Raw genomic sequence first — 13,579 nt, forward strand, 5'->3', positions numbered from 1 at the left:
TCAGGAAAAATAGCTCAGCAGCGAGCTAATCACCGTCTGCTGATTATTATCGGAGAGGTTATAGAACAGAGGCAGACGCAGCAGACGCTCGCTTTCAGACTGGGTAAAGCGATCTTCCCCTTCGAAGCGACCAAAGCGCTTTCCTGCAGGCGATGAGTGCAGCGGGATATAGTGGAAGACCGCCAGTATTTCAGCTTCTTTCAACCATTCGATGAGCGCGGTACGATCGTCATTGTCACGGAGCTTAAGGTAAAACATGTGCGCGTTATGCTGGCAGTTTGCTGGAATAACCGGCAGGGAAATGCGCCCGCTCGCGGCAATGGGCTGTAGCGCAGTGTAATAATTTTGCCATAGCCGCAGACGTTGATCGTTGATGCGGCTGGCGGCTTCCAGCTGCGCCCAGAGATAGGCGGCCTGCAGATCTGCCATCAGGTAGCTTGAGCCGATATCCCGCCAGGTATATTTATCCACCTGCCCGCGGAAAAACTGGCTGCGATTGGTGCCTTTTTCGCGAACGATTTCGGCACGCTCCACCAGCGAGGGATCGTTGATCAAGGTTGCCCCGCCCTCGCCGCCCGCGGTGTAATTTTTCGTTTCATGGAAGCTGAAGCAACCAATATGCCCTATCGTCCCCAGCGCCCTGCCTTTCCAGCTGGACATCACGCCCTGCGCGGCATCTTCGATGACAAACAGTTGATGCTTATCTGCCAGCGCCATAATCACGTCCATCTCACAGGCCACCCCGGCATAATGTACCGGAACAATCGCCCTGGTTTTCGCGGTGATCGCCGCTTCAATCAGGGTTTCATCGATGTTCATGGTATCCGGACGGATATCCACAAAGACGATGGTCGCCCCGCGCAGCACAAAGGCATTGGCGGTAGAGACAAAGGTATAGCTTGGCATGATCACTTCATCACCAGGCTGGATATTAATCAGGATAGCGGCCATTTCCAGTGAGGCGGTGCAGGAGGGAGTCAACAGCACTTTTTTGCTGCCAAATTTGTTCTCCATCCACTGCTGGCAACGCCGGGTAAAACCGCCGTCGCCGCAGAGTTTGCCGCTACCCATCGCCGACTGCATATAGTCGAGTTCGGTTCCCACTACCGGTGGGGCGTTAAACGGGATCATAAGTTACCTGTAAAGCCAGTAGGCGGTGCGTTCGATAACACCCCCGCAGCGTTGATAAAGCCGGAGAGCAGGCAGATTAGCCAGTTGCGTGGCAACATGGAGCCGGGTCAGACGTCGGGCGCGGCTCCAGTCGGCTGCTGCTGCAACTAATCGCTGTCCCACGCCCAGTCCCTGTGCTTCTGGCAGGGTGGCAAGCAGCCCGATTCTGGCGCTGCCATCAGCGAGTTCCCGCAGCGAAACAAATCCCTGCAGGCTTCCCTGAGTATTCACCGCCAGCAGACACTGATGATCAAAGGTGCCCAGCACCGCATTTTCACTCCACTGTGCATAGAGCCTGCCGCTGTCATCGGGCTGATACCAGGGCGCACGGAAGCGGCTGTGAGCAAAGGCACCCGCTGCCGCTGCACGCAGCGCGGGAATATGTTCCTGGCGGGCAATTTTAATCCCTTCTGGCCGACTCGCTGAGTCAATGCCCAGGACAAAGTCTGCTTCCCCTTCCACCAGCCGGAAGCCCAACGAGGTCAATGCATCCAGTTCGGCAACCTGCTGCGTCAGCACCTTTGCCTGAAGAATGTCATAGCCTTCGAACAGGGGTTCGCTTAGCGGCGTTTCGCCGCCAAATTCGATCAGCCCGCTCTGCACCTGGAAGAATTCATTCTCCCAGTGCAGCGGTTTAATATTGACGAGGACGGGCATGCAGAAGATCTACCAGATATTGGCCGTAGCCGGTTTTTGCCAGCGCCTGCGCAGAACGCAGGACATCGTCATCCGTCAGCCAGCCGTTACGCCAGCCAATCTCTTCAAGGCAGGCAATTTTAAATCCCTGACGTTTTTCTACCGTTTGCACAAAGGTGCTGGCTTCAATCAGGCTGTCATGGGTGCCGGTATCCAGCCAGGCAAAACCGCGCCCGAGCAGCTGTACTGAAAGTTCACCTTGCTCCAGGTACATCTGGTTGATGGAGGTGATTTCAAGTTCACCCCGCTCAGAAGGTTTCACCTTTTTGGCGAATTCCACCACGCGGTTATCATAAAAATAGAGGCCCGTTACCGCCCAGCGAGACTTAGGGCTGCTGGGTTTTTCTTCGATTGAAAGCGCCCGGAACGCATCATCAAACTCAACCACGCCAAAGCGTTCAGGGTCCATTACCTGGTAAGCGAAAACTGTTGCGCCCTGAGTTTTGGCCGCCACCTGGCGCAGTTTTGGACTGAATCCCTGGCCAAAATAGATGTTGTCCCCTAATACCAGACAGCACTCTTCACCGTTGAGGAAGGATTCACCAATAATGAACGCCTGAGCCAATCCATCGGGATGCGCCTGCTCAGCATAGGTGAGCTGGATACCAAATTCTTCGCCTGTGCCTAACAGACGCTGAAAATGTTGTTTATCCTCCGGCGTGGTAATGATCAGAATATCGCGGATACCCGCCAGCATCAGTACGGAAAGGGGATAATAGATCATCGGCTTATCGTAAACGGGCAACAGTTGTTTCGAGATGCCGCGAGTGATGGGGTGTAACCGGGTCCCGGAGCCGCCCGCCAAAACGATACCTTTCATATAATCCTCCTCAGGGCATTCATAATGACAGCCCTAAACGCTCGCCCTGGTAACTGCCATCCAGAATGCTTTGCCACCACTGCGGGTGTGCCAGGAACCAGCTGACGGTTTTACGCATTCCTGTTTCAAACGTTTCCTGCGGTCGCCAGCCAAGTTCACGCTCGATTTTACTGGCATCAATAGCGTAGCGGCGGTCGTGGCCCGGTCTGTCGGCGACAAAAGTGATGAGTTCGCGAAAATCAGCGATACCGCTGGGCTTAACGGGAGCCAGCTCATTCAATAAGTCACACAGCGTTTCAACGACATCAAGATTACGCCGCTCGTTGTGCCCACCGATATTATAGGTCTCGCCCACCCTGCCAGCCGTGACCACCTGATAAAGCGCCTCAGCATGGTCATCCACATAGAGCCAGTCCCGAATCTGGGCGCCATCACCGTAAACCGGTAAGGGTTTGCCCGCCAGAGCATTGATAATCATCAGCGGGATCAGCTTCTCAGGAAAATGGTAAGGGCCGTAATTATTGGAGCAGTTGGTAACGATGGTCGGTAAGCCGTACGTCCGGTGCCATGCCCGCACTAAATGGTCACTGCTGGCCTTAGTAGCCGAGTAGGGACTGCTGGGTGCATAGGGCGTGTTTTCGGTAAAGAAATCGTTCTCTGTTTCGAGATCGCCAAACACTTCATCCGTCGAGATATGATGGAAGCGGAAACGCTCTTTTTCATCCGCAGGCAGAGACGCCCAATAGTGGCGCGCCGCTTCAAGCATCGTATAAGTCCCCACAATGTTGGTTTCTACGAAAGCTTTGGGGCCATCAATTGAGCGATCGACATGGCTCTCAGCGGCAAGATGCATAATCAGGTGGGGACGAAAATCGGCTATCACAGCCTCAATCGCCTCACGGTCACAAATATCGATTCTGGCAAAAGAGAAGCGGGGATTTTCAGCCACCATCGCCAGCGAAGCCAGGTTGCCCGCATAGCTCAGTTTATCAATAACCCGCACCTGGTCTTCAGTGGTTGCGAGGATATGCCTCACCACTGCCGAGCCAATAAAGCCGGCACCTCCGGTGATCGCTATTCGCCTCACTGCCAGACCCCTTTGGTATCAACGATTTGATAACCCTGGACGCGTTGGGGATCGAGCGCTTTAAATTGCGCGTGATCGACCAGCATCACCAGCACATCCGCCTGCAGTAAAGCCTCGTCAAGCGAGACCAGCTCGGCTTTCTCTTTCAAAGAGCGGGGAAGCTGGTGGATATTGGGTTCAACAACCAGCATGGTGCCGGGGTGCCAGCCAGCAATCATTTCAGCCACATGCATGGCAGGACTTTCCCGCAGATCATCAATGTCCGGCTTAAAGGCCAGACCAAAGCAGGCGATCGTCAGTTCGCTGGCACGTTTGTCGCTGCTGGTCAGGCTTTCGGCCAGCGCTCTTTTTACCTGTTCAAGCACCCACAGAGGTTTGCTGTCGTTCACTTCGCGCGCCGTGCGGATAAGGCGTGCCTGAACCGGATTTTGCGCCACAATAAACCAGGGATCGACGGCGATACAATGTCCGCCAACTCCCGGACCGGGCTGCAAAATGTTCACCCGAGGATGACGGTTCGCCAGGCGAATCAGCTCCCAGACGTTGATCCCCTGATCGGCGCAAATCAGCGACAGTTCGTTAGCGAAGGCAATGTTGACGTCACGGAAGCTGTTTTCAGTCAGCTTACACATTTCAGCCGTGCGGGCATTGGTCACCACACATTCGCCTTCAAGGAAAATCGTATAGAGATCGCAGGCGCGCTGGGAGCAGACGGCCGTCATGCCGCCAATCACCCGATCGTTTTTCACCAATTCCATCATCACCTTGCCCGGCAGTACGCGCTCAGGGCAGTAGGCTATGTTCACATCAGCCGCTTCTCCCGCCTGCTGGGGGAAGCTCAAATCAGGACGCGAGGAGGAGAGCCATGCCGCCATCTGTTCTGTCGCGCCAACGGGCGAAGTGGATTCCAGGATCACTAAATCCCCCTTTTTCAGCACGGGCGCTATCGACTCTGCGGCGGCTTTAACCCAGGAGAGATCGGGCTGATGGTCATCTTTAAAAGGAGTAGGCACAGCAATCAGAAAAGCATCGGCAGCTTCCGGCTGCGTGGAGGCACGAAGAAAACCCTGTTCTACCGCCGTTTTCACCACGCGGTCCAGATCCGGCTCAACAATATGAATTTCGCCGCGATTGATGGTTTCAACCGCCTGTGCGTTGATATCGATGCCAATGACCTTTTTTTGCCGTGAAGCAAAGGCCGCAGCGGTGGGCAGGCCAATGTAGCCTAAACCAATAATGGAGATGGTATTGAACGTCATAACGAAACCCGGTTATTTTTCAGGGCCTGCACGATACGTTCGCAGGCCAGGCCGTCCCCATAAGGGTTGTGGGCACGGCTCATAGAGTGATAAGCCTCTTCATCCGTAAGCAGACGAGTGACTTCATTAACAATTTTTTGTGTGTCAGTGCCTACCAGCCTCACCGTACCCGCTGTAACCGCTTCGGGCCTCTCTGTGGTGTCCCGCATCACCAGCACCGGTTTCCCCAGTGAAGGGGCTTCCTCCTGAATACCACCTGAATCGGTCAGGATCAGCCAGGCGCGCACCATCAGCCAGACAAAGGGCAGATACTCCTGAGGTTCAATCAGAAAGATATTGTCGATATCGCTAAGGATGCGGTTAACCGGCTCGCTGACGTTAGGGTTGAGGTGTACCGGATAAACAATTTGCGCATCCGGATGCAGCCGGGCGATTTCCGCCAGCGCGCTGCAAATACGCTCAAATCCACCGCCGAAGCTCTCGCGTCGATGGCCGGTGACCAGGATCAGCTTTTTCTCAGCTATCAGGAACGGATAGCGCGTGGCCAGCCCCTGACGCAGCGCTGCATCACTTAACACCCGATCCCTGACCCAGAAGAGCGCATCAATCACCGTGTTGCCGGTGACAAACATCCGCTCGCTACGCAGATTTTCACGCAGCAGATTCTGGCGGGCATTTTCGGTCGGTGTGAAGTGCCAGGAGGCAAGATGGCCCGTCAGCGTACGGTTGGCTTCTTCAGGCCAGGGAGAATAGAGATCGCCGGTGCGTAATCCCGCCTCAACGTGCCCTACAGGTATACGGTGATAAAATGCCGCCAGGCTGGCAGCAAAGGAGGTAGTGGTGTCGCCATGTACCAGCACTACATCCGGTTTAAATTCGGCAAACACCGCTTTCAACCCTTCAAGAATACGGCTGGTGATTTCCGTCAGCCCCTGGCCCGGACGCATAATGTTGAGATCGTAATCCGGAACAATAGCGAACAGCTGCAGCACCTGATCGAGCATCTCGCGATGCTGGGCGGTGACGCAAAGACGGGCATCAATCTCGCTATCCTGTGCGAGCGCATGAACCAGCGGCGCCATTTTGATCGCTTCCGGACGCGTGCCAAAAACAGTTAATACTTTCACTGTTACTCTCTTTCATTCGTCTGTCTGGTAATGACAAGGCTGAACTTACTTGCGCTTCCGGCGAGCCAGGGCTATCCCAGCGCCTGTCAGGGCCCCTACAGCGCCCCACATGATCATCAGAAACAGGCGACGAGGACTGTCACGTTTTACCGGTTCTTCCGGCGTACGCAAATAGCGATAAGTCTGGAAAGTCTTCACCAGCGTTGGGCCCACATTCAGCGTCGCTAACATGGCTCTGTTTTGATCATAGTCCAGATCGTAGCTGGGTCCGCTGGCCTGAAGATTCTCCAGCCTGGCCTGCAACAGCGGGCGGCCCAGCAGGAAAAGTTCGGAATCTGGCAGCTGTTCGGAGGGCGTATCCGTTTTGGCCTGCTCAAAACCCTGCTGCTGAGCGATTTTCAACGCCTGCTGCACGCTGTTTACCTGCCGGTCATAGATCGCTTTTGCTACGGCTTCCTGTCTTTTAACCTGAGCTTTCAGCTGAGTGGTTTTAGCGGCCCATGCGCCGGTGAGTTCCTCATTCAGGTGCGTTGCAGCACGCTGGCTGGCAAAGGCCACATACTGGCGCAGAAGCGTATTAGCTTCTTTCGCCGTTTCGGCAACCAGTCGCACGGAATCATTGAGATTTTTAACCGCATCGGCTGGCTGATACTGAATATTGGCAATCAGCTCATCCAACAGCGCCGCATCTTCGCTGACGTTGCCGCTTTGCCGCTGCTGAAAATAATCGGCTTGCAGCCAGAACTCGCGACGGGTGTCATACGCCGAGAGCTGCATAACAAACTCCTGGTACGCCTCATCCATCACCGAGGGCGGCAAAACCGCAGACTGACTGGCCCGATAATCCAGGTTATTCAGAAACTGCTGCTGGGAGTAGTAACTGCTTAACATGTTGACGGTGGGACGATCGGTTACCGCAGTGGTGCTCCACTTGGGCGTCATCAACAGGGAACTGAGCCAGGCCAGCAGGACAAAAACCAACGCGCTTCCGGCAATCCATTTTTTACCCTGCCATAACGTGCAGCAGAGCCCGCGAATATCCAGTTCGTTATGGTTAACGTCAGGATGCGTCATACTTCGTCTTCCTTTTATCAGGGCAAAATCAGTCTGTCCGGGACGCTTTACTGTTGCGGCGCATACGGCGTTTGAAACGTTTCAGGAGACGCGCTACCCGCCATGCGCGTTTGATGCAGTAGCCATACAGCATAAAGGCCAGCAGGAACAGCACCAGCATCATCCATTCCGGAATGAAAGAGAGGTATTCGCCTAGCACACCCACCGCTGCCAGCAGCGCGGCTGCCGCGGTGATCAGTACAAATGCCTGGCGGGAGGTGAACCCGGCCCGCATGATCAGATGGTGAATATGCTGTCGGTCGGCAGAGAAAGGACTCATACCCTTACTGAGGCGGCGGTACATTATTGCCACCATATCCATCAATGGGATAGCAATTAACCACAACGCTGTGACCGGGGTAATGGGATGATTTTTCCCCTGGGTGGCTTCAAGCAGGATCCAGATAATCGTAAAGCCGATTAAGGTACTGCCGGCATCGCCCATAAAGACTTTATAGCGACGACCAAAGAGGCCCATATTAAGCAGAATGTAAGGGACGATCGCCGCAATCATGGCGAAGCACCACATTGCCAGGCTCTGCTGTCCATCGAACAGCAGAATAATGCCCATGGCCAGGAAAGTGACGCAGGATAAGCCGCCCAGCAGCCCGTCGATACCATCAACCATGTTAAACGCATTGATCGCAGCCCAGACGGCAAAGAGCGTCAGCACATAACCAAACGGGCCAACAACCAGCTCCCAGGGACCAAAAATATAGCCCAGGCTGAGCAGATAAAGATTAGCCGCGGCCATCATCACGCCCGCCACGCCAGCCTGTACAGCGGCGCGGAACTTGACGCTGATATCGTAACGATCGTCAATCGCGCCAATCAGCACCAGCACGCCCGCACAACCAAGATAAAGGAGGGAGTGCGGGACGTAATAATCTGTAATGGAGAAAGTAAAGCATATCCCGGCAAACACAGAGATACCGCCCACAAGCGGGATCACCCCCTGATGGCGTTTACGATAGTTGGGTTTATCCACTAACCCAATTCGTTTAGCTGCTTTCCGTGCAAAGAAAAGAAATGCAAGTGAAAACAGGAAGATAAACGCAAGCTCAGTACTCAAATTGAGTAAATTCACATTAACCAGCTCTCTGCTATGAATCTAATTGTATTCTCGGCATACATTGTGCCAAACACGTCACTAAGATTCTGTTTTTTTTTGAGCAAGAAGAACGCATTGCATCCCAAAGACGATACTTTTGCCCTGATCTGTTGAACGCTGTCTCAACTCAGTCCCGAAATATCGTATAACTCAAAAACGAAAAACGCCACGTCTGAGCGTGGCGTTCCCCGAGTTTTCTTATCTTTGCAGCCGCAGGCGACTTTTCATTCCCGAAAAGCAAAAAAGTGGAGGTTGAGCGAGCCAGGCCCCCGCTTTTTACGGCAGATAACACGCTTTAAGAGCGTTTCATCATGTCGAAGAACTCATCGTTGGTTTTGGTCATGGCCAACTTATTGATGAGGAACTCCATTGCGTCGATTTCACCCATTGGATGAATAATTTTACGCAGGATCCACATCTTCTGCAGCTCTTCAGAAGTAGTCAGCAGCTCTTCTTTACGTGTACCAGAACGGTTGTAATCGATAGCAGGGAACACACGCTTCTCGGCGATTTTACGCGCCAGATGCAGTTCCATGTTGCCTGTACCTTTAAACTCTTCGTAGATCACTTCGTCCATTTTCGAACCGGTATCAACCAGTGCGGTGGCGATGATGGTCAGGCTTCCGCCCTCTTCTACGTTACGAGCAGCACCGAAGAAGCGCTTTGGACGGTGCAGGGCGTTAGCATCCACACCACCGGTCAGAACTTTACCGGAAGCGGGAACCACGGTGTTATAAGCACGCGCCAGACGGGTGATGGAGTCCAGCAGGATGATCACGTCTTTCTTGTGCTCAACCAGACGCTTGGCCTTTTCAATCACCATTTCAGCAACCTGCACATGGCGGGAAGCGGGTTCATCAAAGGTCGATGCGATCACTTCGCCTTTCACCAGACGCTGCATCTCGGTTACTTCTTCCGGACGTTCGTCAATCAGCAGTACCATCAGTACGCAGTCTGGATGATTGTAAGCGATGCTGGTGGCGATGTTCTGCAGCAGCATGGTCTTACCAGCTTTAGGGGGTGCCACGATCAGGCCACGCTGACCACGGCCAATTGGCGAAGCCAGATCCAGTACGCGTGCGGTCAAATCTTCTGTTGAACCGTTGCCACGTTCCATACGCAGACGGGAGTTTGCGTGAAGCGGGGTTAAGTTTTCGAACAGAATTTTGCTGCGGGCGTTTTCAGGTTTGTCGTAGTTAACTTCGTTAACTTTCAGCAGGGCGAAATAACGCTCACCTTCTTTCGGCGGGCGGATCTTGCCGGAAATGGTGTCACCAGTGCGAAGGTTAAAACGGCGAATTTGGCTTGGGGAAACGTAGATATCATCAGGACCGGCGAGGTAGGAGCTGTCTCCAGAACGGAGGAAACCAAATCCGTCCTGCAGTATCTCCAGAACGCCGTCGCCGAAGATATCTTCGCCGCTTTTCGCGTGCTGCTTGAGGATGGAGAAAATAATGTCCTGTTTGCGCATGCGAGCCTGATTTTCAAGCCCCATGTTTTCGCCGAGTGTAATCAGGTCAGAAACCGGCGTATTTTTTAATTCGGTAAGATTCATAATGGTGGGTTCTTAAACTCGGGGTAAATCTCGGAATGATTGTCGTAAGTGGTATGGCGAAAAATCCATGCCTGTTAATGGCACTCTTGTCAGCATCCCGACGATCACGTGCAGGAAAACGCGAATCAGATACGAGGAGACGGTAAGGACAAGACGCCGGAAATTCTGATGATGCTAACCGTCAGATTGCTGAATGCCCGTAAGGAGAAGATGATTACGGCGTTCAACAAGGAGTAAAACTAAGATTCAAACTACAGGTAAGTGCGTAGTGCAGTAAAACCAACTTAGCATGACTGATGGCAAACGTCTAGCGGCGAGCTAAAAATATGCCGGGTAGCTGGCGGGGAGCAACATCTTTCTCCGCACCAGACCCCGGCCAGGCTGTTAGCCCAGGTTCGCGTTCAGGAACTCTTTGAGCTGACCTTTAGACAGCGCGCCGACTTTGGTCGCCGCTACTTCGCCGTTTTTGAACAGCAGCAAAGTAGGAATACCACGAATCCCATACTTAGGCGCGGTGCCCGGGTTGTCGTCGATATTCAGTTTTGCGATTGTCAGCTTGCCGTCGTACTCTTCAGCAACTTCATCGAGGATCGGGGCGATCATTTTGCAAGGACCACACCACTCTGCCCAGAAGTCGACCAGCGTCAAACCTTCTGCTTTTAATACGTCAGTTTCGAAGCTGTCGTCGGTCAGGTGAACAATTTTATCGCTGCTCATGTCTTACTCCAAAAGATTATGCCTGGCTGGTTGGCGTAAAATCTGCCAACTTAGGTTGACTTTATTTCACCGGATACGCTTTCGTAAAGCAATAGTAAGCTGATATTCTACCACACTATGAGCAAAACACACTTAACTGAACAGAAGTTTTCCGACTTCGCCCTGCACCCTCAGGTGATTGAAGCCCTTGAAACTAAAGGCTTTCATAACTGCACGCCGATTCAGGCGCTGGCATTACCTTTCACGCTCTCAGGGCGTGATGTAGCGGGACAGGCGCAAACCGGTACCGGGAAAACGATGGCGTTTCTGACGTCAACGTTCCATCATCTTCTTTCTCACCCTGCACCGGAAGGGCGTCAGGTGAATCAGCCGCGTGCGCTGATCCTCGCCCCGACCCGTGAATTAGCCGTGCAAATTCATGCCGATGCTGAACCGCTGACGCAGGCCACCGGCCTCAAGCTCGGGCTGGCTTACGGCGGCGACGGTTATGATAAACAGCTGAAAGTGCTGGAAAGCGGCGTAGACATTTTGATCGGCACCACGGGCCGCCTGATCGATTACGCTAAACAGAATCACGTTAACCTTGGCGCCATTCAGGTGGTCGTGCTTGATGAAGCGGATCGCATGTTCGATCTCGGCTTTATCAAAGATATCCGCTGGCTGTTCCGCCGTATGCCGGCAGCGAACCAGCGTTTAAATATGCTCTTCTCCGCCACGCTCTCTTTCCGGGTTCGTGAACTGGCATTTGAAAACATGAACAATGCCGAATATGTGGAAGTGGAGCCGGAGCAGAAAACAGGGCACCGCATCAAAGAAGAGCTGTTTTACCCTTCTAATGAAGAAAAAATGCGTCTTCTGCAAACCTTGCTGGAAGAAGAGTGGCCGGATCGCGCCATTATCTTCGCCAACACCAAACATCGTTGTGAAGATATCTGGGGCCATCTGGCTGCGGATGGTCACCGTGTTGGGCTGTTGACCGGTGATGTGGCGCAGAAAAAGCGTCTGCGTATTCTGGACGACTTCACTAAAGGGGATCTGGATATCCTGGTCGCGACTGACGTTGCCGCCCGTGGACTGCATATTCCAGCCGTGACGCACGTCTTTAACTATGACTTACCGGACGATCGCGAAGATTACGTTCACCGTATTGGTCGTACCGGACGTGCTGGCGCCAACGGGCATTCAATCAGCCTGGCTTGTGAAGAGTACGCGCTGAATCTGCCCGCTATCGAAGAGTATATCGGTCACAGCATTACCGTAAGCCGTTACAACAGCGATGCGCTGATGAGTGACTTACCGCCAGCGAAACGGTTAACCCGTAGTCGCTCTGGCAACGGCCCACGTCGCGGCGGCAACAACAATCGCCGTAGCGGCGCGCCACGCAACAATAACCGCAAACGTTCAGGTTAAGGCTGCCATGCTGAGCGCGTCATCACTCTATGCTGCTATCGATCTGGGATCGAACAGTTTTCATATGTTGGTGGTGCGCGAGGTTGCCGGCACCATCCAGACCGTGGCGCGTATCAAGCGCAAAGTGCGTCTGGCGGCTGGCCTTGATAGCGACAGCCATCTCTCTGATGAGGCGATGGAGCGAGGCTGGCAATGCCTGCGGCTGTTCTCAGAGCAGCTGCAGGATATTCCCGCAGAACAAATTCGCGTTGTTGCCACCGCCACGCTCAGGCTTGCTGCGAATGCAGGGACCTTCCTGCAAACTGCTCAGAAAATTCTTGGCTCTGCCATAAATGTTATCAGCGGTGAAGAAGAAGCCCGGCTGATCTATCAGGGTGTGGCGCACACTACCGGTGGATCAGATAAAAGGCTGGTCGTCGATATTGGTGGCGGCAGCACGGAACTGGTGACCGGCAGCGGTTCGCAAACCACCTCTCTTTTCAGCCTGTCGATGGGCTGTGTAACCTGGCTGGAACGCTATTTTGGCGATCGTCATCTGGGAAAAGAGAATTTCGAACAGGCTGAACAGGCCGCCCGGATGATGATTCAGCCAATCGCTGCGCAGTTGCGTGAGCAGGGCTGGCAGGTTTGCGTCGGCGCTTCCGGCACGGTGCAGGCGCTGCAGGAGATCATGATGGCTCAGGGCATGGATGAACGTATCACCCTGAGTAAACTGCAGCAGCTAAAACAGCGTGCCATTCAGTGCGGCAAGCTGGAAGAACTGGAGATCGAAGGGCTGACGCTGGAGCGGGCGCTGGTTTTCCCAAGCGGCTTGTCCATTCTGATTGCCATTTTCACCGAACTGAATATCAGCAGTATGACGCTGGCAGGCGGCGCGCTGCGTGAAGGGCTGGTCTACGGCATGCTTCATCTGCCGGTGGATCGGGATATCCGCAACCGCACGCTGCACAATATCCAGCGCCGTTTTAATATCGATGCTGAACAGGCCGATCGTGTTCGTCTGCTCGCAGAGAGTTTTGTCCGTCAGGTGAGCCAGAGCTGGAAGCTGGATGAACGATGTCGCGAGCTGCTGGACAGCGCCTGCCTGATGCACGAAATTGGGCTTAGCGTGGACTTCAAACAGGCGCCACAGCATGCCGCCTATTTAATCCGTCATCTCGATCTTCCTGGCTTTACCCCCGCACAGAAAAAACTCCTGGCCACCTTGCTGCAAAATCAGGTGAACAGCATCGATCTGGCGCTACTCAGCCAGCAAAATGCTGTTCCTCCCCGTATGGCGGAAAGGCTGTGCCGATTGCTGCGGCTGGCCATTATTTTCTCAAGCCGCAGGCGGGATGACACTCTGCCCGCAGTGCGGCTGCATGCGGATGATGATGCGTTACATGTGACGTTACCGGCTGGCTGGCTGGAGGCGCATCCGCTGAGGGCAGAATTGCTGGATCAGGAGTGTCACTGGCAGAGCTATGTGCACTGGTCGCTGACCGTTGGCTGAAGGCTGATAAAGCCCTGCTGGC

12 protein-coding genes are annotated in these 13,579 nt (G+C 53.9%); 2 read left to right on the forward strand and 10 right to left on the reverse strand.

Annotation, left to right across the window (positions count from 1 at the left end):
- From rffA to trxA, 10 genes are all read right to left on the reverse strand, one after another.
- Positions 1-1,131 carry a dTDP-4-amino-4,6-dideoxygalactose transaminase gene (gene rffA, locus SD961_RS20345; RefSeq protein ID WP_318792147.1) on the reverse strand — a complete coding sequence of 377 codons (1,131 nt, stop codon included), beginning with the start codon at positions 1,129-1,131 and terminating at the stop codon, positions 1-3.
- Positions 1,132-1,134: 3 nt separating this feature from the next.
- Complete coding sequence (gene rffC, locus SD961_RS20350) at positions 1,135-1,827, reverse strand: dTDP-4-amino-4,6-dideoxy-D-galactose acyltransferase (RefSeq protein WP_318792148.1); 693 nt, start codon at positions 1,825-1,827, stop codon at positions 1,135-1,137.
- Positions 1,805-2,686, reverse strand: a complete 882-nt coding sequence (gene rfbA / locus SD961_RS20355; protein ID WP_318792149.1) for a glucose-1-phosphate thymidylyltransferase RfbA — start codon at positions 2,684-2,686, stop codon at positions 1,805-1,807. The genes rffC and rfbA overlap by 23 nt, the downstream gene beginning before the upstream one ends.
- 19 nt (positions 2,687-2,705) lie before the next feature.
- Complete coding sequence (rfbB, locus tag SD961_RS20360) at positions 2,706-3,773, reverse strand: dTDP-glucose 4,6-dehydratase (RefSeq protein ID WP_318792150.1); 1,068 nt, start codon at positions 3,771-3,773, stop codon at positions 2,706-2,708.
- Positions 3,770-5,032, reverse strand: coding sequence for a UDP-N-acetyl-D-mannosamine dehydrogenase (gene wecC / locus SD961_RS20365; RefSeq protein WP_318792151.1), 1,263 nt, complete (start codon positions 5,030-5,032; stop codon positions 3,770-3,772). The genes rfbB and wecC overlap by 4 nt, the downstream gene beginning before the upstream one ends.
- Positions 5,029-6,159 (reverse strand): non-hydrolyzing UDP-N-acetylglucosamine 2-epimerase, encoded by a 1,131-nt coding sequence (gene wecB, locus SD961_RS20370; RefSeq protein ID WP_318792152.1) that lies wholly within the window; start codon positions 6,157-6,159, stop codon positions 5,029-5,031. The genes wecC and wecB overlap by 4 nt, the downstream gene beginning before the upstream one ends.
- A 45-nt stretch (positions 6,160-6,204) precedes the next feature.
- Positions 6,205-7,233 carry an ECA polysaccharide chain length modulation protein gene (wzzE, locus tag SD961_RS20375; RefSeq protein ID WP_318792153.1) on the reverse strand — a complete coding sequence of 343 codons (1,029 nt, stop codon included), beginning with the start codon at positions 7,231-7,233 and terminating at the stop codon, positions 6,205-6,207.
- Between the two features lie 28 nt (positions 7,234-7,261).
- Entirely contained in the window at positions 7,262-8,359 is a 1,098-nt protein-coding gene (wecA, locus tag SD961_RS20380) for a UDP-N-acetylglucosamine--undecaprenyl-phosphate N-acetylglucosaminephosphotransferase (RefSeq protein WP_318792154.1), read from the reverse strand.
- 319 nt (positions 8,360-8,678) lie between these two features.
- Complete coding sequence (gene rho, locus SD961_RS20385; RefSeq protein WP_318792155.1) at positions 8,679-9,938, reverse strand: transcription termination factor Rho; 1,260 nt, start codon at positions 9,936-9,938, stop codon at positions 8,679-8,681.
- Positions 9,939-10,322: 384 nt separating this feature from the next.
- Positions 10,323-10,655 (reverse strand): thioredoxin TrxA, encoded by a 333-nt coding sequence (trxA, locus tag SD961_RS20390; protein WP_318792156.1) that lies wholly within the window; start codon positions 10,653-10,655, stop codon positions 10,323-10,325.
- A gap of 117 nt (positions 10,656-10,772) precedes the next feature.
- Here trxA and rhlB point away from each other — a divergent pair, with 117 nt between their 5' ends.
- Positions 10,773-12,065 (forward strand): ATP-dependent RNA helicase RhlB, encoded by a 1,293-nt coding sequence (gene rhlB / locus SD961_RS20395; protein WP_318792157.1) that lies wholly within the window; start codon positions 10,773-10,775, stop codon positions 12,063-12,065.
- A gap of 7 nt (positions 12,066-12,072) precedes the next feature.
- On the forward strand, positions 12,073-13,557 hold the full coding sequence (gppA, locus tag SD961_RS20400; RefSeq protein WP_318792158.1) for a guanosine-5'-triphosphate,3'-diphosphate diphosphatase: 1,485 nt from the start codon (positions 12,073-12,075) through the stop codon (positions 13,555-13,557).
- The last annotated feature ends 22 nt before the right edge of the window (positions 13,558-13,579 follow it).

The sequence above is a fragment of the Erwinia sp. MMLR14_017 genome (genome assembly GCF_033657285.1).
GTDB lineage: Bacteria > Pseudomonadota > Gammaproteobacteria > Enterobacterales > Enterobacteriaceae > Erwinia.

Excerpts from the sequence above, each read along its gene's own strand:
- trxA (WP_318792156.1), bottom strand. The coding sequence starts at position 10,655 with ATGAGCAGCGATAAAATTGTTCACCTGACCGACGACAGCTTCGAAACT.
- rho (WP_318792155.1), bottom strand. The coding sequence starts at position 9,938 with ATGAATCTTACCGAATTAAAAAATACGCCGGTTTCTGACCTGATTACA.
- wecC (WP_318792151.1), bottom strand. The coding sequence starts at position 5,032 with ATGACGTTCAATACCATCTCCATTATTGGTTTAGGCTACATTGGCCTG.
- rffA (WP_318792147.1), bottom strand. The coding sequence starts at position 1,131 with ATGATCCCGTTTAACGCCCCACCGGTAGTGGGAACCGAACTCGACTAT.
- rfbA (WP_318792149.1), bottom strand. The coding sequence starts at position 2,686 with ATGAAAGGTATCGTTTTGGCGGGCGGCTCCGGGACCCGGTTACACCCC.
- rffC (WP_318792148.1), bottom strand. The coding sequence starts at position 1,827 with ATGCCCGTCCTCGTCAATATTAAACCGCTGCACTGGGAGAATGAATTC.
- rhlB (WP_318792157.1), top strand. The coding sequence starts at position 10,773 with ATGAGCAAAACACACTTAACTGAACAGAAGTTTTCCGACTTCGCCCTG.
- gppA (WP_318792158.1), top strand. The coding sequence starts at position 12,073 with ATGCTGAGCGCGTCATCACTCTATGCTGCTATCGATCTGGGATCGAAC.
- wzzE (WP_318792153.1), bottom strand. The coding sequence starts at position 7,233 with ATGACGCATCCTGACGTTAACCATAACGAACTGGATATTCGCGGGCTC.